Consider the following 24,452-nt stretch of genomic DNA (forward strand, 5'->3'; position numbering starts at 1 on the left):
GATAGGCTAGCGGAACTTGGGGTTCTTGATGCGGGGCGTCAAGATGTAGTTCAAGCTTACACCGGTAACGATGTACCAGTCGGTTTTATTGCCCTTGTCGCCACGCAATTCGCCGGGGGTGTCAAAACCTGGGAAATCAGTTCTTGAACGAGTCAGACCACCACCAGTCTCATAGGTACCGCCGCCGCCAACAGTTGCCGAAGCGGTAGGATTGCCGCCACCAAAGTATGCTTGCTGAGGCGTTGAAAACTTAGACGCGTAACGGCCTCCTACGTCGTCCAGGTAATCAGTAAAGGTTTTACGCCATCCAATTTCCAAGCTCGCATCGAAGTTGCGGTTAATTCGGTAACGGATACCACCACCAAATGGGATAGCAATCTGGGTTTTTCCATATGCACTGGCTTGTCCCTCAGTCTTTAACTGAGCCAGGGCGACGTATTCTCCATTTTTCAAGCCCGGAGCATTAGGACCGGCGAGGCCCTTGGGATTATGGTAGAAACCGGCAACGCCAGCAAATACGTAGGGCACGAAGTCCGGGCGCTTCAGATAGTTGTTGCGATTTTCAATCAGGTCGAAAATAGCAACCCCCGAAGCTTCAACAATATCATTTCGGAAGCTCATATTCCGGTTGTAACGGTAACGAGCATCAGGGTCATTGGGGTCAGCAGCCAACTTGTCATCACCGGAGATACGGCCGTACGAAAGAGCAAACCGCCCGGACAAACGTGGATAGAAACGACGGGTAATAGAAACGCCGGCACCCACACGAGTAGCACCTAAACGCAAACTTGTGAAGTTAGTAACTGGGGTTACGTCACCGAAATAGTTCACTGCATTAAGGCTAAAGCCCACGGAGTTATACTGCTTCCGTTTACTGAACTGTTGGGCATCTGCATCCGGCGTAGCCACCAAGGCCAACCCGAGCACAAAGGCCGTAGAATACGTGAAAATATTTTTCATAAGGCAGCAAAATTGTGAATGCGAGGTTTCGATGTTGGGAACCGAACAGTAGATGCGCAGTTTCAGACAGTGACAAAAGTAGGCGTTATTGGGAACTAAAAAAACTTTCGAAGATATTTTAAACAAGAAATAGCATAGTTACAATTGTATCCCAGCTGGATTCCGTCGGTCAAGGCCCCAGTTTAACTTGCTACGCAACGTACTGAGAAAGTTTACATGGTTGAGCTTAACCAAGCGCGCATTGAACGTTTCGCGGCGCACGGCAATCTGAACGGAGGCTTCTACGGGCAGGGAGCGCGAGTCGAGGGCCAGCATGTAGCTGGTACTACGGCCTTCTATCTCAAAGGAAATCACGCTCTGATCTGACACCACCAGGGGACGCACATTCAAATTGTGGGGGCATACGGGCGCAATGATAAAATTGTTGGTCTGGGGCAGCATCACGGGTCCCCCACAGCTCAGGGAATAGCCGGTTGAGCCCGTAGGAGTTGCCACGACCAAGCCATCGGCCCAATAGGAGTTCAGATATTCGCCGTCGATGTACGTGTGCACGACAATCATGGACGAGGTATCGCGCTTCAGCACACTGAATTCGTTGAGGCCAAAGTTGAGGCTGCCGAAGACGTCGGGGTCGGTGTCAACGCGAATCAGGCTGCGCTCTTCGATGTTGAAATGGCCTTTGTAAAGGGCATCAATGGCTTGAGCTATGCGGTCGGGCGTGATGGTGGCCAGAAAGCCCAGCCGGCCGGTGTGGATGCCCAGAATGGGGATTTGGAGGCTGCCCACATACGTCACGGTGTCGAGCAGGGTGCCGTCGCCGCCAATGCTGAGCACGTACTGCACGCCGCGCAAGGAGTCGCCGCGGCGGAATTCGGTGGTGCCCTCCGGCAGGCGCAAGCGGTTGTCCAGGAAGGTGCGAAAGGCTTCGCCGATGCGCACTTCGGCCCGGCGGAAGGCCAAGTCATCAAGCAATGCCTGAATGGCCGGGGCTGCTTCGTCGTCAAACGGCTTGCCGAGGATGGCGATTTTCATGCGGAGAGGTGAGGCAGAGTACGCAGCGAAGAATAAGGTTACGTAACAAATTGATAACCGAATGGGCGCGGCCAAACGGTTAAATCGGGAATTCAGCCCGGAAAAAATACCCGGTTTGGCCCAACCCGTTCAAGGTGTATTCGGCGGTGAATACCCGGTCGTAATACGTGACCAGGTGCAGCCCCAGGCCAATGGAGCGCAAGAATTGGTTAGGAAGCCGGTTTTGAGGCAAAGCGCCGGGCGCTACTACATAACCGGCATCGGCAAAGATATTCAGGTAGAGCGCTAACGGAATAGTGTTGATTTTGGGATTGTCGACCGATTGCACGCGGATGGGCTCGGGGTGGAACAGGCGGTAGGACAAGCCTTGCTGCGCCAGGCCGTAGTGCCGGCCATCGATTACGTATTCGTCGTAGCCCCGCACCAGGTCTTCATACCCCAGCGCCCGGGTGTCGGCATAGGCCAGGCGGCGGGTAAGGCGGGCCTGGCCCCGGAGTCCGAGCGTGTAGTAGAAGCCATGGCCCAAGGCCCGGTAGCGGGCGTAGCTCAACCGCAACGTGGTGAGGCTGGGCGTGACGGCATCCAGAAAAACACGGTGCGTTAGTCGTACCTGGGCGTACTGCCCGGTGAGCGGGTAAGCGAAGGTGTTGCGCTGGTTGCGGGTGCTGGTCAGGGTCAGGTCGAGGAACTCGCGCTGGGTACGGCCCTGGTAGTAGTTGGGGTTGTAATAGTTGATGGAATCCGTAATTCGTTCGCGGTGGTACGAGGCATCGAGGGCCGTGCGAAACTGGACGGTATGCCGAAAGCGGAGCCCAGCCGTGGCGTAAAACCGCTGAATCGGGAAGCCGGTGTCGGATGCTGCGGGCACCAGCCGGTCGGCCCGGGTGATGTAGTCGACGGTGCGGCTCTGGTAAAACGAGGCCCCGACTCCCAGCCCGATGCGGCGATAGGTGCCCAGGCCAGGCGCTTCGTAAAACAGCTCGTATTTGCGGTTGAAGCCCAACTGGAGGTTGGCCATTACCTGCTCGTTGCGGCCCCGGAAGTTGTTGCGCACCACGTGCAGGCCGTAGTCGACGCGGCGCCAGCGGTCAGTGCGCTCGCTCCACGAGCGCAGGTTGCGGTCGGCCAGCGAGAAAATGGGCACGGGAAAGGTGTACCACCGCTCCTGAACCCCAAACACGACGATGAGCCGGCCCGTAGCGCAGGCTGGCTTGAGCCACCACCGCGTGGAAAAGCTGCAGGTTGAACAACCGGCTGCGGTTGGCTTCGAGCCGGGCGGGCAGGTCCGCAAGCGTAAGGGTGTCGCCCTCGTCAAAATCCAGCTCGGCGCGCAGGATACGCTCCTTGGTTACGGCATTGCCCGCAAATATGATGGTGCCCACCGCCGCCCGAAGCACTCCTGGGCAGGGCACGATGCGCACCAACGTATCGGCCGGCGCTACGATGGGGCGCAACGGAACAGTCAACGTGTCAGCGGACTGGGCCAGCCCAATCCCAACACTGGCCAACAGCAGCTGCAACGACAACAGAACTCTCAGCACCCGCTACTAAACATTCAAGTACCGCAGTAAGCTGTCGTAACGCTCCTGCTCGTCTTCGTTGGCCACGGCCGTGCCGTTGAACTGGGCCGTTACTACGTACCCAAACCGTTCCAGGGTAGCGATGATGCGGGCCACATTATCGGTATTGAGCTTCAGCGTGAGGCGGATGCGGTAGGGGTCTACTTCGTCCTGGGCCACGAGGGCACTGACGATTTTGGCGTTGTTCTCTTCAACGTAGCGGCTGATTTGGGTAAGCGAATAGTCCCGCTCTTCCATGGAGAGGACGATGATGCCGCCCTGCCCGCCGGCCGGCTGCTGCCCAAAGGCGGCCAGCGCGTCGGCAATGGTCACGACGCCGGCGTACTCCTGCCGCTCATCCACGACGGGCACCAGCTGAATTTTATTTTCGATGGCCAGCTCCATTACCCGGTAAAAGTGCTGGTCGGGGCGCACGTAAGCGTCGGCGTAGCCCAGCGAAAGCTCGGAGAGCAGGGTTTCGGGGTCGTCGAAATCGGCCAGGTCGGATTCGGTGACGAGGCCGCGGTAGTGGCGGTTGTCGAGCACGGGCAGTTGAGCCACGTGAAATTCCTCGAGCCAGCGTGCTGCTTTGCCCGCCGAATCGGTGCCCTTCAGAGGCGGAATCATTTCGTTGAGTAAATCTTCGGCGAGCAGGGCGGGCATATACTTCAGTAATTAGGAATGCCGGGGGATAGAGCTAGCGTGGCAAAATGGATAGTGGAAAGGCATAAGGCCCGCCGTAAACGGGCGGCGGCATAGAGAACAACAACTGAGCCGGCAGAATGATAACCGGCTGTTAGGCGGCCACGGCGGGAGCCGTTTCGGTAGTACGCAGAAACCGGCGCAAGTGGGCATTGAACCCGGCCGGACGCTCCATCATGGGGGCGTGGCAGCAGTGGTCGAGGAAGCGCAGGCTCGGCCTGGGGCAACAGGCGCGCAAATTCGTGGGCGACGGGCGGCGGGGTGATGGTATCGTTCAGGCCCCACACCAGCAGCACGGGCACCGTGATTTTGGTCAGCTCCTTGCTCAGGTTATGGCGCTGCGCGGAGCGGGCAATGGCGATGATGCGCAGGCACTTGGAATTGGAATTGGTGACGTTGAACACTTCGTCTACCAACTCCTGGGTGGCCACGGTAGGGTCGTAGAAGGTAAAACCCACCCGCTCCTGCACATAAGCGTAGTTGCCACGCTTGGGGAAGGACGCGCCCATGCTGTTTTCGAACAAGCCGCTGCTGCCGGTGAGCACCAGGCGGTTGACCCGTTCGGCGTTTTTCAGGGCGTAAACCAGGGCAATGTGGCCGCCGAGCGAATTGCCGAGCACCGTGAACTCCGCCGGCAGACGCAGGGCCGCCACGAAGCCTTCGACGTAAGCGACGAGGCCTGGCACCCCGGCCTGGGTCAGGGGCATGTCGTAGATGGGCAGCAGCGGGATGATGACGCGGTGGTCCTGGGCAAACTCCTGCACTACGTCTTCCCAGTTGCTCAGGGCACCAAACAGGCCATGCAGCAGCAATAGCACGGGGCCACGGCCCTCGTCTACAAACTCATACCCTTGCTGGTGCTGGCGGTGCAATTCCATCTCGTTTCTCGTCAAATCCCGGCGTTTTGGCAATGATACAACAATGGAGCCAATTGGCCAAAATTGCCAGCCCGTGCGGGGTAAGCAGGGCTTCGGGATGAAACTGCACCCCGTAGAGCGGCAACGTGCGGTGACGCAAGGCCATCAGTTCGGGCATGGGGCCGGTGGTGTGGGCCAGCGGGAGCACTTCGGCCGGCAGGGGCTCGCTGAGAATAAGCGAGTGGTAGCGGGTGACTTGCTGGGTAGCTGGTAGCCCCGCAAAAAGCCCGTCGCTGGTATCGCAGCGCATCTCGGTTACTTTGCCGTGCATGGGCCGCGCCGCCCGCACCACGGTGCCCCCGAAGAACTCGCCCAGCGCCTGGTGGCCCAGGCACACGCCCAGCATGGGCTTGAGCTGGTAATAGGCCTGAATAACGGCGGGCATCACCCCGGCCTGCGCGGGGGTGCCGGGGCCGGGCGACAGCACAATGCCGTCAAACTCCAGCACCTGTAGCTCAAGCAAGGGCACGTCGTTGCGGCGCACCACCACCTCGGCCCCGAGCTGACGCAGGTAATCGGCCAGGGTGAAGGTGAAGGAGTCGAAATTGTCGAGCAGCAGCAGGCGCATTCCTGAAGGGTTGAATTTTGAGGGTTGAATGCTGAGTTAAAGTAGAATGTCGGAGGAATTCATTTAACACTCATCACTCAAAGTTCAACCCTTCACAAACGCGGTTTTGATTTTCACCAGCAGGCCCTGGGCAAAAGGCAGCACGTAGCCCGTGAGCTCCAGCGCTACTGGTGTGGCCTGCTGCACGATGGGCAGCACCTGCGAGTCGGCCACGAGGTGGGGCGAGAGCAGGTGCAGGCCTGCCAGCCCGGTGCCGTGCAGCAGCAGGCTCAGGCCCAACACCCACTTAACGACGCCGGCCGCACCGCCCAGCAAATTGTCCAGGATGCCCAGCGGGGTGAGGTGCACGGCGGTTTTCAGCAGCCCACCAAGCAGGTGCACGCCCCACATAATGGCCACGAACACCAGCGCAAACGACACCAACGGCAGCATGCCGAAGGCGCTGCCCACGTAGTGCCGCACCAGCGGCACGGCCGCCGACAGCAAGCTAAGCCCACCCACCACCGCCAGCACAAAGGCCAGCAGCGAAACCGCCTCCAGCACCAGGCCACGCCGAAAGCCCTTGACTGCCCCAATGCCAATAGGGAGTAGAAGCAGAATGTCGAGGGCAGTCATATTGTTGAATGAGGAATTGGGAATGAGGAATGAAGAATTAGTCGTTGGGCCAGTTCTTCATTCCTCATTCCCAATTCCTCATTGATTACAGGTTGGTGTTGTTGAGCAAGTGGCTGAGCACGTCGGAGATGCGCTTGCCGTCGGCCTGGCCGGACAGCTCGCGGGCAGCTACGCCCATCACCTTGCCCAAGTCGGAAGGGCCTTGGGCACCTACGCGCTGGATGATGTGCACGAGGCGCTCCACCAAATCGGCTTCGGAAAGCTGCTGGGGCAGGAATTCTTCGATGATGGCCAGCTCGGCCAGCTCGTTTTCTTCCAGTTCGGAGCGGAACTGCTCTTTGTAGATGGCAGCGGCATCGCGGCGCTGCTTGGCGGCTTTGTTGAGCATCTTCAGCTCGGCCTCGGGGGTTAGGGTGGTGCCGTGGGCACCTTCGGCGGTTTCGGCCAGCATAATCTGCGACTTGATACTGCGCAGGGTGGTGAGGCGCACTTTGTCTTTGGCCAGCATGGCTTGCTTGATGGCGGCGTCGATGGTGTCTTTGAGCATGAGACGTTAGTTAGGGTATGAGGGTGTGCGGGTGTGCGGGTAGGAAGGCGTGGGGAAGGCGTAATTTCGCCCCGAAGCTACGGCCCCGGTTGTCATCCTGAGCGTAGCGAAGGACCTTATTACGGCTGCGCCGGTTGAGATACTGCAAACAGTTTCATCGTAAGAAGGTCCTTCGCTACGCTCAGGATGACAAACGCTCCTCCTACCCTGCTGCACTTCTACCCCGCACCCTCCTGCCCTCCTGCCCCCACACCCTAAATCCATGACCAAGCTCAGCGTCAACATCAACAAACTGGCCACCCTGCGCAACGCCCGGGGCCACAACCGGCCCAACATTCTGCAGGCGGCCCGCGACATTGAGCGGTTCGGCGCCGAAGGCATCACGGTGCACCCGCGGCCCGACGAGCGCCATATCCGCTACCAGGACGTGCGCGACCTCAAGCCCATCGTGACCACCGAGCTGAACGTGGAAGGCAACCCCACGCCCGATTTCCTGGACCTGGTGCGCGAGGTGCGGCCCGAGCAGGTGACGCTGGTGCCCGATGCGCCCGACGCCATCACCTCCAACGCAGGTTGGGACGTTATCAAACACCAGGACTACCTGCGCGACGTGGTGGCCGAGCTCAAGTCGCTGGGTTGCCGGGTGAGCATCTTCCTCGACCCGGACCTGGCTCTGGTTGAAGCCGCCGTAACCACCGGCACCGACCGAATTGAGCTGTACACCGAAGCCTACGCCCAGCAGTACTTCGCCGACCGCGAGCGGGCCGTAGTACCATACCGCGCCGCCGCCGCCCGCGCCGGCCAATTGGGTCTGGGCGTGAACGCCGGCCACGACCTCGACCTCGACAACCTGGCCTGGCTCAAGCAGCAGGCCCGAGCTGGCCGAGGTCAGCATCGGCCACGCGCTGGTGTGCGACGCCATTTACCTGGGACTTGAGAATACCATTCAACTCTATAAGCGTCAGCTTAAATAAGTTATCAATTATCAGTGAGTAGTTAACAGTGGGTGGCCAATTTTTCACTGCTCACTGTTAACTGCTCACTGATAACTATTTATTACAACTATGCCCCGTCTTACCCTGGCCGAATTTCAGGCCCTGCCCTACCCCATTCTCGACGTGCGGGCCCCGATTGAATTTGCCCAGGGCCACGTGCCGGGCGCGCTCAACCTGCCGCTGTTTACCGACGAGGAACGCGCCCGCATCGGCACCACCTACAAGCAGGTGAGCCAGGACCGGGCCGTGCACCTGGGCCTGGAATTCTTCGGCCCGAAGATGTCGGCGATGGCCAAACAGGCCCAGAAGCTGGCCCAGGGCAAGGAAGTGCGCCTGCACTGCTGGCGCGGCGGCATGCGCAGCGGGGCCGTGATGTGGCTGCTGGAGCTGGCCGGCTTCCGGGTGCACCTGCTGGATAAAGGCTACAAGGAGTACCGGCGCGACGTGCTGGCCTCGTTCGACGCGCCGCGCGACTGGCGCGTGCTGGGCGGCCTCACCGGCAGCGGCAAAACCGACGTGCTGCACGCGCTGGCGGCCGCGCCCCACGCCGAGCCCGTGCTCGACCTCGAGGGCCTGGCCAATCACAAAGGCTCCGCGTTTGGGTCCATCGGGCAGCCGGCTCAACCCACACAGGAACAGTTTGAGAACAACCTGGCGGCCGTGATAGCCACCCTGCCCACCGATGCCCCGGTGTGGGTAGAAGACGAGAGCCGGCAGATTGGGCGGCTCACCATTCCGCCGGCCTTGTTTGGTCAGCTGCGCACGGCCTCGCGCTGGGTGCTGGAGGTGCCCCGCGCCGCCCGGGTGGCCAAGCTGGCCGCCGAGTACGGCGCCGAAGACCCGGCCGAGCTGGCCGCCGCCATCGAGCGGCTGCACAAACGCCTGGGCGGCCTGGCCACCCAGCAGGCCCTGGACGCCGTGACCGCCCGCGACTTCCCCTGATGGTGGAGCTGGTGCTCGATTATTACGACAAGACCTATACCTACGGCTTGGCCCAACGGCCCGGCGAGCCCGCCCGCACCTTTGTGCCGGTGAGCTCCTGCGACCCGCTGGAAAACGCCGCGGCCCTGCTGCAAGCCAGCCTCCAGCCCAACTAAACCAGACGGTTTCGCTTTGGCGTTTCAGGCACCGCGCCCGAGCCGGGCGTTGCCGGCGAATACCCTATATTGTCTGCGCGTCAGGCTCTTCCGGCCGCCTTTGTGCGGCGCGGATTATTTGGCGTTCCTTCCATTGCCCTGCTATTTTCCACTTCTCCTCTTTCCATGCTTACACGTTTACAAGCCCGGCTGAAAAACGCCAGCCGGTGGATGCCGGTGGCGCTGCTGCCCTTCGCGGCGCAAGCCCAACAATTATGCCCCCGCCAATGCGGTGACGGTGGCTTCCACCTACACCGATTTGGCAGCCTCGGGCACGGCCATCGCCACGGCTAATACCGACAACGCCAATTCGGCGGCGCAGCCCATTGGCTTCACGTTCAGCTACAACGGCCAGAACTTCACGCAGTTCGTGCTCAACACCAACGGCTTTGTGAAGCTGGGGGCCACGGCGCCGTCGGCCGCCAACATGTTTTTGCCGGAAGATGTCAATGCGCCCGAAATTGACCCCATTGCCAGCCCGAACCCGGCCGATGTGAACATTCTGGCGCCGTTCAACTTCGACCTCACGGCCGGCTCAGCCACCGGCGGCGCCGAGTACCGCGTGGCCACCACAGGCACGTCGCCCAACCGCGTGTGCACCATTCAGTGGAAAAATGTGGCCGACAAGACGCTCGAGTACGACCTGCAGTACAGCTCGATGAACTTTCAGCTCAAGCTCTACGAAACCACCAACGTGGTGGAGTTTGTGTACGGCCCCACCACCAAGGGCCCCAACCCCGACGACTTCCGGTTTGCAGTAGTGGGGCTGAAAGGCACGGCCGACGGCGAAACCGTCTTGTCCAACAAAACCTCCAGCGCGGCGTGGAGCGCTACCACGTTCATCACGGGCAACTACACCACTTCGGCCCATAACTACCGGGGCACGGTGCCGCCCGATGCCGGCCGCACCTACCGCTTTGTGCCGGCGCCCCCTGCGGCAGCCCCACGGCCGTGACCGTGACCACCACCAATACCACCATTCAGCTCGCCTTCACGCCGGGGGTCAACAACGTGAGCTACAGCGTGGCCTACAGCGCCGGCGGCGCGCCGCAAACGCTGAGCCCGGGCCCGACCACTTCGCCGATTACCATTACGGGCCTCACGCCCGGCACCGTGTATAATATCACGCTGCAAAGCGTGTGCGCCGGGGGCATCACGAGCACCTTGCTGGCCGGGCGGGCCCTCACCACGGGCACGCCACAGGCGGCGGCCTATGCCGCGCTGCCTTACACCGAGAGCTTCGAAGGGCCGTGGGTCAACGGGCTCAGCACGCGGGACTTGCCCACGGCCAACTGGCGCAACACCCCGGCCACGGGCGACGACTCCTGGCGCCGCGAAGACGACGGCTTTGCCTCAGGCGGCTGGCAATACCAGCCCAACGAATCCCCCACGCCGGATTTCCCCACGCCTCCGTATGTGATTCGGTCCAGCGTGGGCGCCCACTCGGCGCGCTTCCACACCTTCGGGGCCGAAAAAGGGCTGCAGGGCAAGCTCGACTTGTACCTCAACATGAGCGGCACTGGCAACAAGGTGCTCAGCTTCGACTACATCAACCCCAGCGGGCAGGACTCGCTGGTTGTGCGCGTGAGCACCGACGGCGGGGCCACCTTCGGCAAGTCCGTCCTGAAGGCGCTTAACAACAGCACTTTCACCAACAAAACGGTGAGCATTGCCAGCAGCTCCGCCACTACTGTGGTGCGGTTCCTGGCCACCTCAGACTTCGGCGACGACGACATCGGCATCGATAACGTGCAGGTGCGCGTCGTGACGGCCACCCGCAATGAGGCCCTGGCGGCCACCGTGAGCTTATCGCCCAATCCGGCGCACGGCCGCTTCACGCTGGGCGTGCCCGCTGGCCGGCTCCACACCGCAACGGCCACGCTCAGCAATGCCCTGGGCCAAGTGGTACAGCAGCGCCAGCCAACTTGCCCGCCGCGGGCGGCAACGCCGAGTTCAACGTGAGCGGTCTGGCCACCGGCGTGTATTCGCTGCAGCTAAAAGCCGGCGACGACCTGGTCGTAAAGCGCGTGGTGATAGACTAAGCACTTCTATAATTTCAAAAAACAGAAAGGGCTGACCATTTGGTCAGCCCTTTCTATTGGCTTCATTGCCAACAACTTCTTAGCAACACTTTGAACGACTTAGCTGATGGGTACTTTCCGCAGAATGGCTTCAATCAGGTCCTGCGTGCGGATGCCGTCGGCTTCGGCTTCGTAGGTGAGCAGGATGCGGTGGTTGAGCACGTCGGCGGCCACTTCTTTGATGTCTTCGGGTAGCACGTAGTCGCGGCCTTCGAGGTAGGCCACGGCTTTGGAAGCGCGGTGCAGGGCAATGCTGGCCCGCGGACTGGCCCCAAACTGCACGGCTTGGCCAAACTCGGGCAAGTCGTAGTCGGCGGGGCGGCGGGTGGCAAATACCAGCTCAATGAGGTACTTCTCCAACGTCTCAGAAATCTGTACCTGGTTGATTTGCTGGCGGATGCCGAAAATATCGGCCTGGGTGAGCACGGGCTGCACGTCTTCCACAAAGCTGAGGTTGGCCATACGGCGCATCACCTCGAGTTCGTCGGCTTTCTTGAGGTAATCGACGTGCACTTTCAGCATGAAGCGGTCGACCTGGGCTTCGGGCAGCGGGTAGGTGCCTTCCTGCTCCACGGGGTTCTGCGTGGCCAGCACCAGAAACGGCAAATCCAGCGGGTAAGTGGTTTCGCCGATGGTCACCTGCTTTTCCTGCATGGCTTCGAGCAGGGCGCTTTGCACCTTGGCCGGCGAGCGGTTGATTTCGTCGGCTAGCACGAGGTTGGCGAAAATCGGCCCCTTCTTTACCTCAAATACCGATTGGTTCTGGTTGTAAATCATGGTGCCCACCAGGTCCGACGGCAGCAGGTCGGGCGTGAACTGCACGCGCTGAAAGTTGAGGTGCAGCACCTTGGCCAGGGTGGAAATGGTCAGGGTCTTGGCCAGGCCCGGCACGCCTTCGAGCAGAATGTGCCCGCCCGTAAACAGGCCGATGAGCAGGCGCGTGAGCAGCTGCTGCTGGCCCACCACCACCTTGCCCATCTCGGCAAATACCTGGCGAATGAGCGGGTGGTAATCGACGGGAGCAGCCGAGGGAACAGAAGGGTCAGAAGCGGGAAGCATGGGCAGGAACGGGCAATAAGGACAGACGCAAGGTAGCACGTAGCCCGGGTGCGGCACCAGCAAAGCCCCACGCCAGGGCCCGGCCCCAGCGCCAGGAGACCTCGAGTTTTATACGCTCCTATATTTCAGTAGAACCTTAAGAACCAAATGCTCAACAATACCGTAGTTGGAAAATATCTGGTTTGAGTAGCGCTTGTTTCTCTGGCCTTTATGGCTGGGCTTGCTAGAGTTTCTTTCTATATTTGTTCTACCAGACGTCGTTCGTTTTACCCCAACCTTTCCGTTCGCTTATATGAAATCAGTTCTGCTAAATAAATTTCTACCCAGTTTAATACTCATCCTTGGTGCAACGGCAGTAGCTGTAGCTCAAGGCAGTGGCGGCCCGGCGCCCGGTACCACTCCAGACCCCACGGCCGTTCCCATCGACGGCGGCGTTTCCCTGCTGCTGGCCGGCGGCGTAGCCTACGGCCTCAAGCACCTGCGCAACCGCCGGCGCAAGGCTTAATGATTAGCAGAAAAATAGCCAGCGGCTCTCCCGAAAGGAAGAGCCGCTTTTTTGTATAAAATTTGTGTGTTATTTCTAGAATAGTCTATGCCCGTTACTGCTTCTGTCAGCCCCGCTCCGGCCGGAAACCGGCTCCTGTACCGTTTTTTGCTGATTGCGGGGGCATTGTTTCTCGCGTGGTTTTTTGGGTATGAGCTGTGGCTAAAACCCGACGGCCGGCTCGATGCCATCCTGTGCGGCCAGATTACCTCGGCGGGCGTGGCCCTGCTGCAGGCTGCTGGGCTTCAAAGCCGCGGTGAGTTCTCAGTACCCCACCCTGGTAATGATGAACGCACAGCCGGCCGTAATCATCGGCTCGCCCTGCAACGGACTGGTGCTCTACGTCTTGTTTGCGGGCTTTGTGGTGGCATTTCCGGGACCCTGGCAGCGCAAGCTCTGGTACATTCCCGCGGGCATTGTACTTATCTGGTGCCTCAACGTGCTGCGCGTCGCTGCCTTGGCCATCAACCATCAGTACTCCCAGCAGTCGGTGGATTTCAACCACCACTACACCTTCACGTTCGTGGTGTATGCCTTCATCTTTGGGCTGTGGATGCTGTGGGCCCGGCGCCTGGCGCTGCCGTCCCGCACTGCCGATTCCCCAGCCCTGCCCAACGCCTTGAATGTTTAAGTCTCGGTTTAGCTCAACTAGCTCCGCCTGGGCGGGACATGCGCAGTGGGCAGTAGTTGGGCTGTTGGTAGTGGTGCTGCTGCTCATTGGCGTGTTCGACGAGTCCATCCTGCAGTTTCTCACGGTTTCCTGGCAGAAAATGCTGGCTGCCGTCGGCTTGCGGCAGTACGCCGACGCTCTGCAGCAAGGAGTTAACGGCGGCATCACCAAACGCTTGCTCCCGGCAGTTGCTACTTATGCCATGCTCTACCTGAGCGTTTGCCTGCTGCTGCTGCGCATGCTGCTGCCCTCGCCTGTACAGTTCCGCCTGGTGCTGCAGTGCTACGCGGGCACGCTGGCCGTGTACGTGGCCATCGTAATCCTGAACAAGCTCACGGGCAACACGGACTGGGCCTACAAGTTGAGCCGTCAGTTGCTGGATTTTGTGGTGAGTCCGCTGCCGGTAGCAGCGCTGGTGGTACTCTTCAAATCGGGATTTGGGCCGGGCGTCAAAGCTTGAGTGCAAGGCTTATTCACAGGAGATTTTTCTGAGAAGGGAGCTTTTTCCCAGTGCCGAAACCGGGCTGAAACAGCTGCCAGGCCGGCAAACGAACCGTGGTAGTGCAATCTCGAAACCAGCACCGGGCGGCCCCTGTGATACTTGCGCCCGGTTAGCTTCGAAATCCTTTCAAGCCTTCGAGGTGCTCTGGCCAGCGTAGCTAATGGCCTAAAACCATAGCTGCCCGAACAAAATCCTTACTATTTATAATACCTGTATCACTTTATTGGAGTGGAGCCGTACTTATCGAAAGATGATGCGCTCTGCCAGCAATAATGCCACTGCTCCCCCAAGGCCGCAGGCCTCTGGGACGATGCTGCGCTGGTGAAAGCCCTGCAGCACGGTGATGAACTGGCATTTGCAGAAATCTATAACCGGTACGGATATCCCCTCCTGGAGCAGGCGTTCCGGAAGGTGAATTCGCGCGAGGTGGCCGAGGAAATCGTGCAGGATTTGTTTGCTGCCCTCTGGCACAAACACGAAAGGGCCGACATTCAGAGCCTGAAATCCTACTTGTGGTCATCGGTGAAGTACCGGATTATCAACCATATAAAAAACAAGTTGACGCACGCCTGCTACCTGGATTACTCCCGTGGCTTGAGCGAAGCCGACCACCGCACCGAGCAAGAACTAGCGGCCAGCGACTTGTCGCTCGCCCTGAACAACGGGCTGGCGCACATGCCAACCCACACCCGCACGGTTTTTCAACTCAGCCGCCTCGAGCACCAAACCGTGCCGCAAATTGCCCTCCGCCTAAGTCTCTCGCCCAAGGCAGTGGAATACCACCTGACCCGCGCCCTAAAAATGCTGCGCGTATCGCTCAAAGATTTTTTGGTGCCCCTTGTTCTGCTAGCACTGGCATAATCCACTTCCTTATAGGCAATTAGCACAAGCCCCCTTGTGGTTTTCCAACCAGTAACCTGCCTCGGTTTCCTTCTTTTTCGTGAAGGACTAGGGATGCCGGCGAGTTGCTTGACTATAGGCCCAGAACCTCCACTCAAGCATGGCCACGAACCAGTCGGAATTGCGCGCATTGCTGCACCGCTACCAGCTAGGGGAGTGCACGCCCGCCGAACACCAACGGGTAGAAGAATGGTACAGCCGCTTGGGCTCCGGGCAGCCACTTGAGCTAACGCCGGCGGAGCGGGCCACGCTGGTAGACACCACCTGGCAGCGCATTACCGACCAAACCAAGGCCCGGCCCCCAGGCGCCCCACGCGGGCAGTCCTGGGCGGGCGGGCGTTGGGCCGCGATGGTCATCCTGGGCCTGGGAGCCGGCGTCGCCGGCTTCTACTTCGGGCAGCAGCCTGTGAGCCCGGGCGAGCCCACCGCCAAAGTCGCCCCTAATAAGCACTCCGAATGGAAGGTCTTAGCCAACACTTCTCGGAGCGAAGTAAGGGTGGCCCTGCCCGATGGCAGCGTCGTGAGCCTGGCGCCGGCCAGCCAGCTCAAGTACCCGCGTGCATTTGCGGGGGCTCGCCGCACCGTCTACCTGACGGGAGCAGCTTTTTGAAGTTTCCCACGACGCCAGCCATCCTTTCCTGGTGTACACCGCCCAAGTGGTTACCACTGTGCTGGGTACCAGCTTCCGGGTAGAGGCTTACGCCGGGCAAACGGAAGCACAGGTGCAGGTCCGAACGGGCAAGGTGCGAGTGCAGCCGCGTACTCCTGCATCAACCTCCGGCGCCGCCAGCCTGCTGGTGCTGCCCAACCAGCAGGCTGTGTACTCCGCGGCTAAGCAACAGCTGCGGCGCGAACTGGTAGCTAAGCCGGTACTGCTGGCCCCGCAGTCTTTCGTGTTCAACGACCGGCCCGTGACGGAAGTCCTTGGAGCCCTTGCCAAAGCATATGGGGTCGCTATTGAGTTCGATACCAGCGCCCTGCGGAACTGCACGCTCAACCTGAGCCTGGGTACCGAACCCTTGTTTGAGAAACTCGACATCATCTGCGAAATCCTGGGGGCTTCCTATGAAAAGTCTGACGGGCGCATCCTGTTTCACGCCCAGCCCTGTTTGGCCGAATAACGCGTATTTCACTTCATCCCACCCACTCACTTTACCCAATGAACTCCTGCAATCGATTCCGGTACTGGCCCCCGCCCGCCCACCGCTGCTCCCCATGCGCGCTCCAGTCGCTTGGGGCCTGCTGGCTACTAGTAATCCCTGAATAATTAACCTCTTTTCGTATGAATTCTCTCTTACAATTCCCACCATCGCTGCTGCGCTTGAAGCGCTTGGCAGTGTTGCCGGCTCTGCTTTGGTATTTGTTGGCCGGCGCGACAACGGCCTATGCTGCCCCAGCCCAACCAGTGCTTGACCAGCCTATCACGCTGCAAGTCAAAGAAGAACGCATGGCTGCTGTCCTGGCCAAAATCGAATCCCAGGCCAACGTGCACTTTCAGTACAGCCGCCAGCTCATTGGCGCAGGCCGGCGGGTGTCAGTAAACGCGGTGGGCCAGCCGCTGGCTCAACTGCTCAACCAGTTGCTGGAGCCGCTGCAAGTGAGCTACAAGCTTGTGAACGACGGCATCATTCTGCGGCCAGCCGTGGCCACGGCCGGGCCCGAAGCACCGGCTGACGCCACCGTGACGGGCCGCGTGGTGGACGAAAAAGGCGTGGGCCTGCCCGGCGTCAATGTCGTCATCAAAGGCGGTTCCAATGGCACCCAGACCGACATGGATGGCAAGTTTACCATCTCGGTGCCCGACAACACCACGCTGGTGTTTTCCTTCGTGGGCTACACCTCCCAGGAAGTGGTGGTGGGCACGCAGACGACCATCAACGTGGCGCTGGTACCTGATGCCAAAGCCCTGAGCGAGGTAGTGGTAGTGGGCTACGGCACCCAGCGCCGGCAGGACCTGACCGGCGCCGTGGCCCGCGTCGACGGCGCCGAAATCGTGAACCAGCCCGTGCAAACGCCCACCCAGGCCCTGCAGGGCAAGGTGGCCGGCGTGCAAATCATCAGCGACGGCACCCCGAACTCCCAGCCCAAGGTGCGTATCCGGGGCACGGGCACCCTGCTGGGCGGGGCCGAGCCGCTCTACGTGGTGGACGGGGTGCAAACCACCGACATCCGTAACCTGAGCAACGCCGACATCGCCTCTATTGACGTGCTGAAAGACGCCTCCGCGGCGGCCATTTACGGGGTACGGGGCGCCAACGGCGTCATTATCGTGACCACGAAGAAAGGCGCATTGGGCAAGCCCGTCTTGAGCTACAGCGGCACGGCCGGCTTCAAGCAGGCCGCCCGCCTGGTGGAAATGGCCGATGCGAGCCAGTACACCAGCTACCTCAAAGACGTCTCGCCCACCACGGTGATTCCCACCACGACGGGTAACACCAACTGGTACGACGAAATCCTGCGCCGGGGCACCTACCAAAACCACAACCTGGCCGTGTCGGGCGCGAACGAAGCCGTGCGGTACTACTTCTCGGGCAACCTGCTGCAGGACGACGGCACGGTCATCAACAACAAGTTCTCGCGCCTGACGGTGCGCTCGAACACCTCGTTCAAGCTGTCGGAAAAGGTCACGATTAGCTCGCAGGCCTCCTTCAGCCACGCCGACACGCGCGACGTGAACATCGGCACGGCCTACGGCAACGCCTACCGGGCGGCGCCCGTCATTCCCTCCAAACTCAATGGCCTGTACGGCAACACCTCGGCCTTTGGCAACGTGGGCAACCCCATCCTCGACATTGAGAAGAACGACATCAAGTCGCTGGAAAACCGCCTGCAGGGCAACATCGGCCTCGACGTGCGACCCATCGAAGGCCTGACCCTGCGCTCGGCCATCAACGTGGATTTGAACGCCGACAACCGGCGTACTTATAACTACCAGTTTGCCAACAATGCCACCACTTTCCTCGTGACGGGCGGCAACCAGCGGAACGACCGCAGCAACCTGGGCGTGAGCCAGGTGAATGCCTACCGCTACCTCTGGGAGAACACGGCCACCTACCAGCGCAACTTCAACGACAAGCACAACCTGACGCTGCTCGTGGGCACCGTGACCGAAGAAGGCCTGCGCACGGAGTTTTCGGGCATCCGCAAGAACGTATCCGCCGACCCCGACCAGTGGTACCTGAACACGGGCGACCCCAACACGGCCGAAAACAATGCCTCCGCCGCCAAGGACCGCCGTCTCTCGCTGCTGGGCCGCATCAACTACGCCTTCAACAACCGCTACCTCTTCACCACCAACCTGCGCTACGACGGCACGTCGAAGTTCAACCGCGACGAGCGTTACGGCTTTTTCCCGTCGCTCGGCCTGGGCTGGGTGGTCTCGGAAGAAGAGTTTCTGAAAGGCAACACCACCCTGAGCTACCTGAAGCTGCGCGCCAGCTTTGGCCAGCTCGGCAACGACCAGATACCGGCCGACACCTACATTCTGACGGCCGACGCCAACATTCCCTACGTCTTCAACGGCACACCTACGTTGGGCGCTGCCATCCGGCAGATTAAGGACCGCAACGTGACCTGGGAAACCACCACCGAATACGACGCGGCCGTGGAGTTTGGCTTGCTCGACCAGCGGCTGACCGGTGAGCTGACTTACTACGACAAGCGCACCACCGACGCCCTGATTCCGGTGAACATCCCGGCCATCTTCGGCGACCCCGAAAACCAGTACATCACCAACGCCGCCGACATCACCAACCGCGGCGTGGAAGCGGCCCTGACCTGGCGCACCGCCCTCGGCGGAAGCCCCGACTGGAGCTACAGCCTCGGGGCCAACGTGACCTTCAACCGCAACCGCATCGAGAACCTCAACGGCGGGCAGGCCCTGTTTGGCGGCGCCAACCTGGTGACCAAGTCCGACAACGGCGTGGCCGCTGGTAGCTTCTTCCTGCTCGATGCCATTGGGGTGTACCAGAGCGCCGACGAAATTGCCAACTCGCCCCGTTCCACGGTGGGTCCCCGCGAAATTGGCAGCCTGAAATACGCCGATAGCAACGGCGACGGCGTGATTGACTTGCTCGACCGCCGCTATTTCGGCTCGTACCAGCCGCCGGTGTACTACGGCATCAACGGGGGCCTGAATTACCGGAATGTGGACTTCTCGTTCGTGTTTTCGGGCAACCTGAATAACAAGGTGTACAACGCCAAAAAGCAGCTGCGCACCTCCAACACCGACAACGTGGAAGCCAGCTTCGCCAACGACCGGTGGACGGCCTCCAACCCCTCCAATACCAACCCCAAAGCCATGGTGCCGAACATGCCCAACTCGACCTACTTCCTGGAGTCGGGCTCCTACCTGCGCCTGACCAACCTGGTGCTGGGCTACACCCTGCCCACGGCCCTGCTGGAGCGGGCCCACCTGGGCACGGTGCGCGTGTTTGCCGCCGCCCAAAACGTGTTTACGGTCACCAATTACACCGGCTTCACGCCGGAGCTAGCCGGTGGGCCCCTCGATTCGGGCATCGAAGCCACCACGTACCCCACCAGCCGGACCGTCACGCTGGGGCTGAATGTCAACTTTAAATAACGTACGTCGATGAATTCCTTTATCTCCGCCTTTCCCCGCCGCGTCGGCACGGCCGCGCTGGCCCTCACCCTGGCCCTGGCCAGCGGCTGCAAAGACTTTCTGGACGTGCCGCCCCAGGGGCAGCTCAGCGAAGACGCCATTCGCACCGACCCCGCCGCAGCCCAGAAGCTGGTCGATGGCGTGTACAACGCCATGTACCTGGGCGGTTTCGATGCCGACATGCACGGCCTGCAGTTTGTCATCCTCACCGACGTGGCTTCCGATGATTCGGATAAGGGCAGCAGCCCGAACGACTACCTGGCCAATGCTGGCACCGTCGACAACTTTACCCTGACGGCGAGCAACGGCACCGTCAACAACGTGTGGAACGGCTATTTCCAGGGCATCTCCCGGGCCAACCAGGCCCTGGACAAAATCCCGCTCAGCCCGGCCGCCGACCAAGTGAAAAACCGGCTGTTGGGCGAAGTACGCTTCCTGCGCGGCTACTTCTACTTCAACCTGGTGCGCCTGTTTGGTGGCGTGCCCAAGCTCGACCGGGTGCCGCTGGCGTCGGAAATCAACAGCCCCGAGTTTCAGAAACGCGCCTCGGCGGCCGACATCTACGCCTTCATTATCAGCGACCTGCAGTTCGCCGTCGACAACCTCCCGCTGAAAGGGGCCACCCAAACCGGCCGGGCCACCAAGGCCGCCGCCCAGGGCATGCTGGCCAAGGTGTACCTCTACCAGAAAAACTACCAGAAGGCGTACGAGCTGACCAACGAAATCATCACCGGCAAGTCGGGTGCCTACGCACTGCTCCCCAACTACGCCGACATCTGGCGCACAGCGGGCGCCAATAGCTCGGAGTCCCTGTTTGAGGTGCAAACCGGTGTCAACGCGGCTTGCAACAACTCGGCCGTCAACCTGTACTCGGTGAGCCAGGGCCCCCGCTCGGGCGGCAAAGGCGGTTGGGCTGACTTGGGCTTTGGCTTTAACACGCCCACGCAGCAGGCGGCGGACGCTTATGAGCCCAACGACGTGCGCCGGGCCGGCACCATCATCTTCATTCAGCCCACCGCTCCGGCTGGCCAACGCTCCACCGGCACCGTGCTCTGGGACGGTTTCCGCATCCCGAGCAAGGACTCGGTGGAGAACTTCCGCTACAGCTACAAGGCCTACCACAGCCGCACCAAGGAGCCCAATTGCGGCAACAACGACTACCTGCCCAAGAACATTCGGGTGCTGCGCTACGGAGAAATTCTGCTCATTAACGCCGAAGCTGCCCTGCAAACCGGCAACGCCGCTGCTGCTACCACCAACCTCAACGCCGTGCGCACCCGCGCCGGCCTGGGCCCCAAGCCCGCCACGCTGGCCAACATCTGGCAGGAGCGCCGGGTGGAGCTGGCCCTGGAGCACGACCGATTCTTTGACCTGGTGCGCCAGGAAAGCGTGCAGCCCGGCATGATAGTGCCCCTGTTCGCGGCCCAGGGCAAGACGTTTACGAAGGGCAAAAACGAGCTGTTCCCCATTCCGCAGCCCCAAATTGACCTGAGCGGCAATCAGCTGACGCAGAACCCGGGATACTAGCGTTTGCGGCTTTGCTAAGATGAGAAGAACGTCATGCTGAGCTTGCCGAAGCATCTCGCTCGGGGCAGTAATTAGTTACTCTCGTGGTCGAGATGCTTCGGCAAGCTCAGCATGACGTTCAATTTCATTTCATTTGAATATTGACCTATGAAAGCAAAACTTCTCCTCTTCCTGCTGCTTCTGCTGCCGGGTTTCCTCCAGGCTCAGCCGAAGCCAGCGCCGAAAAAGCCGCGCCGGCGGCCAAATTTGACCCGCGCAAGCGGCCCCGCAACCTAACCGACGACCAGCTGCTGGACCTGGTGCAGCGACAGACGTTCCGGTATTTCTGGGACTTTGGGCACCCGGTGTCGGGCATGTCCCGCGAGCGCAGCAACGTGGCCTACGACTACGGCAACGAGGTGGTGACCACCGGCGGAACGGGCTTCGGCATCATGGCCATTGTGGTAGCGGCCGACCGCAAATGGATAACCCGCGAGCAGGCCGCCACCCGCATCTACAAAATTGTGCGTTTTCTGGAAAAGGCCGACGCGTTTCACGGGGTGTTTCCGCACTGGATGAACGGCGCCACCGGCAAGGTCATCAAGTTCGGGGCCAAGGACGACGGCGGCGACATCGTGGAAACGTCCTTTCTGATGCAGGGCCTGATTTGCGCCCGCCAGTACTTCACCGCCGACACGCCGGTGGAGCGCGACCTGCGCAACCACATCCTCTGGATGTGGGAAAACGTGGAGTGGAACTGGCAAACCCAGGGCGGCCAAAACGTGCTCTACTGGCACTGGAGCCCCAACAACGGCTGGAGCATGAACCACCAGATTCACGGCTGGAACGAGTGCCTGATTACCTACGTGCTGGCCGCCTCCTCGCCGAAGTACGCCATCGAAAAGCCGGTGTACGACCAAGGCTGGGCCGTAGGGCCGGAGTTTAAGAACGGTAAAGAATACTACGGCATCAAGCTGCCGCTGGGCCCCGATTTGGGTGGGCCGCTGTTTTTCACGCACTACTCCTTCCTGGGCCTGAACCCCCACGGCCTCAAGGACCAGTACGCCGACTACTGGCAGCAAAACCAGAACCACACGCTCATCAACTACGCTTACTGCGTCGACAACCCCAAGAAATACAAGGGCTACGGGCCCAATACCTGGGGCCTGACGGCCTCGGACAGCTACAAGGGCTATGCCGCCCACAACCCCAAGGAGGACCTGGGCGTGATTTCGCCCACGGCCGCCCTATCGGCGTTTCCCTACACGCCCGAGCAGTCCATGCGCGCCCTCAAGCACTTCTACTACGACCTGGGCGACCAGATTTGGGGAGAATACGGCTTCGTGGACGGCTTCAGCGAGCAGCACAACTGGTACGCCAAATCCTATCTGGCCATCGACCAGGGCCCCATCGTGGGCATGATAGAAAACCACCGCTCGGGCTTGCTCTGGAAGCTGTTTATGAGCTCACCCGACGTGCAGCGCGGGCTCACGAAGCTGGGGTTTGAAAGCCCCCAAATCATTAGGAAGTAACTCCCGGCCCCCGTTACGAACGAAGCTCACCATCATGCTCAGAATCATTTGCTTCTTCTGTCTCGCGGGGTTGCTGAGCTTGCCCAGTTTAGCTCAACCCAGGAAGACGCCGGCGCCAGCGCCCAAAACCGTGGCGCCTGCCCGCCGCACCTACTGCAACCCGCTCAATCTGGACTACGGCTACACCCCCATTCCGGAGTTTGCCGCGGCCGGCCGGCATCGCGCCACGGCCGACCCGGTTATCACGCGCTACAAGGGCGACTACTATCTGTTTTCGACCAACCAGTGGGGCTACTGGCACAGCAAGGACTTGAGCAACTGGAAGTTTGTGTCTCGCTCGTTTCTCAAGCCCCAGCACAAAGTGTACGACGACCTATGTGCCCCGGCAGTGTTTGTGCTCGGCGATACGCTGCTGGTTTTTGGCTCAACTCACAACAAGGACTTCCCCATCTGGATGAGCACCAACCCCAAAGCCAACGAGTGGAAGGAAGCCGTGGAGCCCTTTCAGATTGGCGCCTGGGACCCCGCCTTCTTCCTCGATACCGACGGCAAGCTGTACCTCTACTGGGGCAGCAGCAACGAATTCCCGCTCTACGGCCAGCAAATCAGCCGCAAAACCTTCCAGCCCATCGGCGAGGCCAAGGCCATGTTTAAGCTCAACGACCAGCAGTTTGGCTGGCAGCGCTTCGGCGAATACCTGGACAACACCTTCCTCGACCCGTTTATGGAAGGCGCCTGGATGACCAAGCACAACGGCAAGTACTACCTGCAGTACGGCGCGCCGGGCACCGAATTCAGCGGCTACGCCGACGGCGTGCAGGTAGCGGACAAGCCGCTGGGCCCGTTTACGCCGCAGCCGCACAACCCGTTTGCCTACAAGCCCGGCGGCTTTGCCCGGGGCGCCGGCCACGGCAACACCTTCCAGGACGCCTGGAACAGTTGGTGGCACGTTTCGACCATGGTGGTTTCGGTGAAAAACAACTTCGAGCGCCGGCTGGGCCTGTGGCCCGCCGGCTTCGATGCCGAGGGCACGCTCTACACCAACACCACCTTCGGCGACTACCCGCACTACCTTCCCACCGGCCCGGCCGACCACCTCAAAAGCAAGTTTACGGGCTGGATGCTGCTCAACTACCAACGCCCGGTGCAGGTGTCGAGCACCCTCGGCGGCTACCTGCCCAACTACGCCGTCGACGAGAGCATCAAAACCTACTGGAGCGCCGCCACCGCCAACCCCGGCGAGTTTATCCAGACCGACCTGGGCAGCGTGGGCACCGTGCGCGCTATCCAGATAAACTACGCCGACCAGGAAGCCGGCATCCTGGGCAAAAAGCCCGGCCTCTACCATCAATACAAGCTTTACCACTCGCTCGACGGCAAAAAGTGGAAGGTACTCGTCGACAAAAGCCGCAACCGCACCGACGTGCCGCACGACTACGTGGAGCTGGCCGCCCCCGTCAAAACCCGCTTCCTCAAGCTGGAAAACGTGCACATGCCCACCGGCAAATTCGCCATCAGCGGGTTGCGCGTATTTGGCCTCGGCAGCGGCGTCCGGCCTCTGTCGGTACAGGGCTTCGTGGTGCTGCGCACCGAGAAAGACAAGCGCAGCGCCTGGCTGAAGTGGACGCCGGTGAACAACGCCTACGCCTACAACATCTACACCGGTCTGGCCCCGGACAAGCTCTACAATTGCATCATGGTGCACGGCGCCAACGAGTACTACTTCAAAGGCATGGACAAGGACCGGCCGTATTATTTCACCATCGAAGCCATTAACGAAAACGGCGTTTCAACGCGCACCCCGGTCACGCTGGCTAAGTAGGACACGGGGTCGTACCCGGCATGGCTTGTCCCTGCCCTCTGCTCACGCTGCCATAACATCACCGTTCAAGCACGGGCGGGGACAAGCCCCGCACCCTACCTCCAATTCTCTCTTTCCCGCATGAAGCTCCTTTCCCTTACCGCCGCTCTCGCCCTGGCCCTTAGCCCAGCAGCTCAAGCCCAGA

The 24,452-nt window shown here is 60.7% G+C and carries 23 protein-coding genes and 2 pseudogenes; 15 read left to right on the plus strand and 10 right to left on the minus strand.

From position 1 onward, the window contains the following. Positions 1–6: 6 nt before the first annotated feature. The 9 genes and pseudogenes from ACFQT0_RS01165 to ACFQT0_RS01205 form a co-directional block, all read right to left on the minus strand. The gene (locus tag ACFQT0_RS01165; RefSeq protein ID WP_380199690.1) at positions 7–960 is read right to left on the minus strand and encodes a DUF6089 family protein; all 954 of its coding nucleotides are present in this window, start codon (positions 958–960) and stop codon (positions 7–9) included. Positions 961–1,098: 138 nt separating this feature from the next. Then, on the minus strand, positions 1,099–1,992 hold the full coding sequence (locus ACFQT0_RS01170; protein ID WP_380199692.1) for an NAD kinase: 894 nt from the start codon (positions 1,990–1,992) through the stop codon (positions 1,099–1,101). Between the two features lie 79 nt (positions 1,993–2,071). Then, a complete protein-coding gene (locus ACFQT0_RS01175) occupies positions 2,072–3,136 on the minus strand; it encodes a hypothetical protein (protein WP_380199694.1) in 1,065 nt (354 codons plus the stop codon). After that, complete coding sequence (locus ACFQT0_RS01180; protein ID WP_380199696.1) at positions 3,081–3,512, minus strand: POTRA domain-containing protein; 432 nt, start codon at positions 3,510–3,512, stop codon at positions 3,081–3,083. The genes ACFQT0_RS01175 and ACFQT0_RS01180 overlap by 56 nt, the downstream gene beginning before the upstream one ends. A 27-nt stretch (positions 3,513–3,539) precedes the next feature. Continuing rightward, positions 3,540–4,214, minus strand: a complete 675-nt coding sequence (locus ACFQT0_RS01185) for a CBS domain-containing protein (protein WP_380199698.1) — start codon at positions 4,212–4,214, stop codon at positions 3,540–3,542. A gap of 133 nt (positions 4,215–4,347) precedes the next feature. Next, positions 4,348–5,131: pseudogene (locus ACFQT0_RS01190) on the minus strand (alpha/beta fold hydrolase). After that, positions 5,097–5,738, minus strand: a complete 642-nt coding sequence (locus tag ACFQT0_RS01195) for an anthranilate synthase component II (RefSeq protein ID WP_380199700.1) — start codon at positions 5,736–5,738, stop codon at positions 5,097–5,099. The pseudogene ACFQT0_RS01190 and the gene ACFQT0_RS01195 overlap by 35 nt, the downstream one beginning before the upstream one ends. 84 nt (positions 5,739–5,822) lie before the next feature. Further along, positions 5,823–6,353, minus strand: a complete 531-nt coding sequence (locus ACFQT0_RS01200; RefSeq protein ID WP_380199702.1) for a CvpA family protein — start codon at positions 6,351–6,353, stop codon at positions 5,823–5,825. Positions 6,354–6,438: 85 nt separating this feature from the next. Then, positions 6,439–6,900: a GatB/YqeY domain-containing protein gene (locus ACFQT0_RS01205; RefSeq protein ID WP_380199704.1), complete on the minus strand. Its 462-nt coding sequence runs from the start codon at positions 6,898–6,900 to the stop codon at positions 6,439–6,441. A 262-nt stretch (positions 6,901–7,162) separates the two neighbouring features. Here ACFQT0_RS01205 and ACFQT0_RS01210 point away from each other — a divergent pair. The 5 genes and pseudogenes from ACFQT0_RS01210 (at position 7,163) to ACFQT0_RS01230 (ending at position 10,993) form a co-directional block, all read left to right on the plus strand. Then, positions 7,163–7,874: pseudogene (locus ACFQT0_RS01210) on the plus strand (pyridoxine 5'-phosphate synthase). A gap of 90 nt (positions 7,875–7,964) precedes the next feature. Continuing rightward, complete coding sequence (mnmH, locus tag ACFQT0_RS01215; RefSeq protein ID WP_380199706.1) at positions 7,965–8,837, plus strand: tRNA 2-selenouridine(34) synthase MnmH; 873 nt, start codon at positions 7,965–7,967, stop codon at positions 8,835–8,837. Then, on the plus strand, positions 8,837–8,992 hold the full coding sequence (locus ACFQT0_RS01220; protein WP_380199708.1) for a hypothetical protein: 156 nt from the start codon (positions 8,837–8,839) through the stop codon (positions 8,990–8,992). The genes mnmH and ACFQT0_RS01220 overlap by 1 nt, the downstream gene beginning before the upstream one ends. A gap of 271 nt (positions 8,993–9,263) precedes the next feature. Then, a complete protein-coding gene (locus ACFQT0_RS01225) occupies positions 9,264–9,986 on the plus strand; it encodes a hypothetical protein (protein ID WP_380199710.1) in 723 nt (240 codons plus the stop codon). Beyond that, a complete protein-coding gene (locus tag ACFQT0_RS01230; RefSeq protein WP_380199712.1) occupies positions 9,983–10,993 on the plus strand; it encodes a hypothetical protein in 1,011 nt (336 codons plus the stop codon). The genes ACFQT0_RS01225 and ACFQT0_RS01230 overlap by 4 nt, the downstream gene beginning before the upstream one ends. 179 nt (positions 10,994–11,172) lie before the next feature. Here ACFQT0_RS01230 and ACFQT0_RS01235 read toward each other — a convergent pair whose 3' ends face one another. After that, complete coding sequence (locus ACFQT0_RS01235; RefSeq protein ID WP_380199714.1) at positions 11,173–12,171, minus strand: AAA family ATPase; 999 nt, start codon at positions 12,169–12,171, stop codon at positions 11,173–11,175. Positions 12,172–12,463: 292 nt separating this feature from the next. On the opposite strand from ACFQT0_RS01235, the gene ACFQT0_RS01240 reads away from it, so the two are divergent. From ACFQT0_RS01240 to ACFQT0_RS01285, 10 genes are all read left to right on the plus strand, one after another. Beyond that, complete coding sequence (locus ACFQT0_RS01240) at positions 12,464–12,676, plus strand: PID-CTERM protein-sorting domain-containing protein (RefSeq protein ID WP_380199716.1); 213 nt, start codon at positions 12,464–12,466, stop codon at positions 12,674–12,676. Positions 12,677–12,971: 295 nt separating this feature from the next. Then, positions 12,972–13,346: an exosortase X gene (gene xrtX, locus ACFQT0_RS01245; protein WP_380199718.1), complete on the plus strand. Its 375-nt coding sequence runs from the start codon at positions 12,972–12,974 to the stop codon at positions 13,344–13,346. Further along, positions 13,339–13,845, plus strand: coding sequence for an XrtX-associated membrane protein (locus tag ACFQT0_RS01250; RefSeq protein WP_380199720.1), 507 nt, complete (start codon positions 13,339–13,341; stop codon positions 13,843–13,845). The genes xrtX and ACFQT0_RS01250 overlap by 8 nt, the downstream gene beginning before the upstream one ends. A 363-nt stretch (positions 13,846–14,208) precedes the next feature. Further along, positions 14,209–14,748, plus strand: coding sequence for a sigma-70 family RNA polymerase sigma factor (locus ACFQT0_RS01255; RefSeq protein ID WP_380199722.1), 540 nt, complete (start codon positions 14,209–14,211; stop codon positions 14,746–14,748). Between the two features lie 139 nt (positions 14,749–14,887). Further along, a complete protein-coding gene (locus ACFQT0_RS01260) occupies positions 14,888–15,397 on the plus strand; it encodes a hypothetical protein (protein ID WP_380199724.1) in 510 nt (169 codons plus the stop codon). A gap of 31 nt (positions 15,398–15,428) precedes the next feature. Continuing rightward, positions 15,429–15,908, plus strand: a complete 480-nt coding sequence (locus ACFQT0_RS01265) for a FecR family protein (protein WP_380199726.1) — start codon at positions 15,429–15,431, stop codon at positions 15,906–15,908. A 200-nt stretch (positions 15,909–16,108) separates the two neighbouring features. After that, complete coding sequence (locus tag ACFQT0_RS01270) at positions 16,109–19,369, plus strand: TonB-dependent receptor (RefSeq protein ID WP_380199728.1); 3,261 nt, start codon at positions 16,109–16,111, stop codon at positions 19,367–19,369. 9 nt (positions 19,370–19,378) lie between these two features. Continuing rightward, entirely contained in the window at positions 19,379–20,935 is a 1,557-nt protein-coding gene (locus ACFQT0_RS01275) for a RagB/SusD family nutrient uptake outer membrane protein (protein ID WP_380199730.1), read from the plus strand. Between the two features lie 140 nt (positions 20,936–21,075). After that, positions 21,076–22,446 (plus strand): glucoamylase family protein, encoded by a 1,371-nt coding sequence (locus tag ACFQT0_RS01280; RefSeq protein ID WP_380199732.1) that lies wholly within the window; start codon positions 21,076–21,078, stop codon positions 22,444–22,446. Between the two features lie 34 nt (positions 22,447–22,480). After that, positions 22,481–24,268 carry a family 43 glycosylhydrolase gene (locus ACFQT0_RS01285; protein ID WP_380199734.1) on the plus strand — a complete coding sequence of 596 codons (1,788 nt, stop codon included), beginning with the start codon at positions 22,481–22,483 and terminating at the stop codon, positions 24,266–24,268. The last annotated feature ends 184 nt before the right edge of the window (positions 24,269–24,452 follow it).

This window comes from Hymenobacter humi, assembly GCF_042665855.1.
GTDB classification, from domain to species: Bacteria; Bacteroidota; Bacteroidia; order Cytophagales; family Hymenobacteraceae; genus Hymenobacter; species Hymenobacter humi.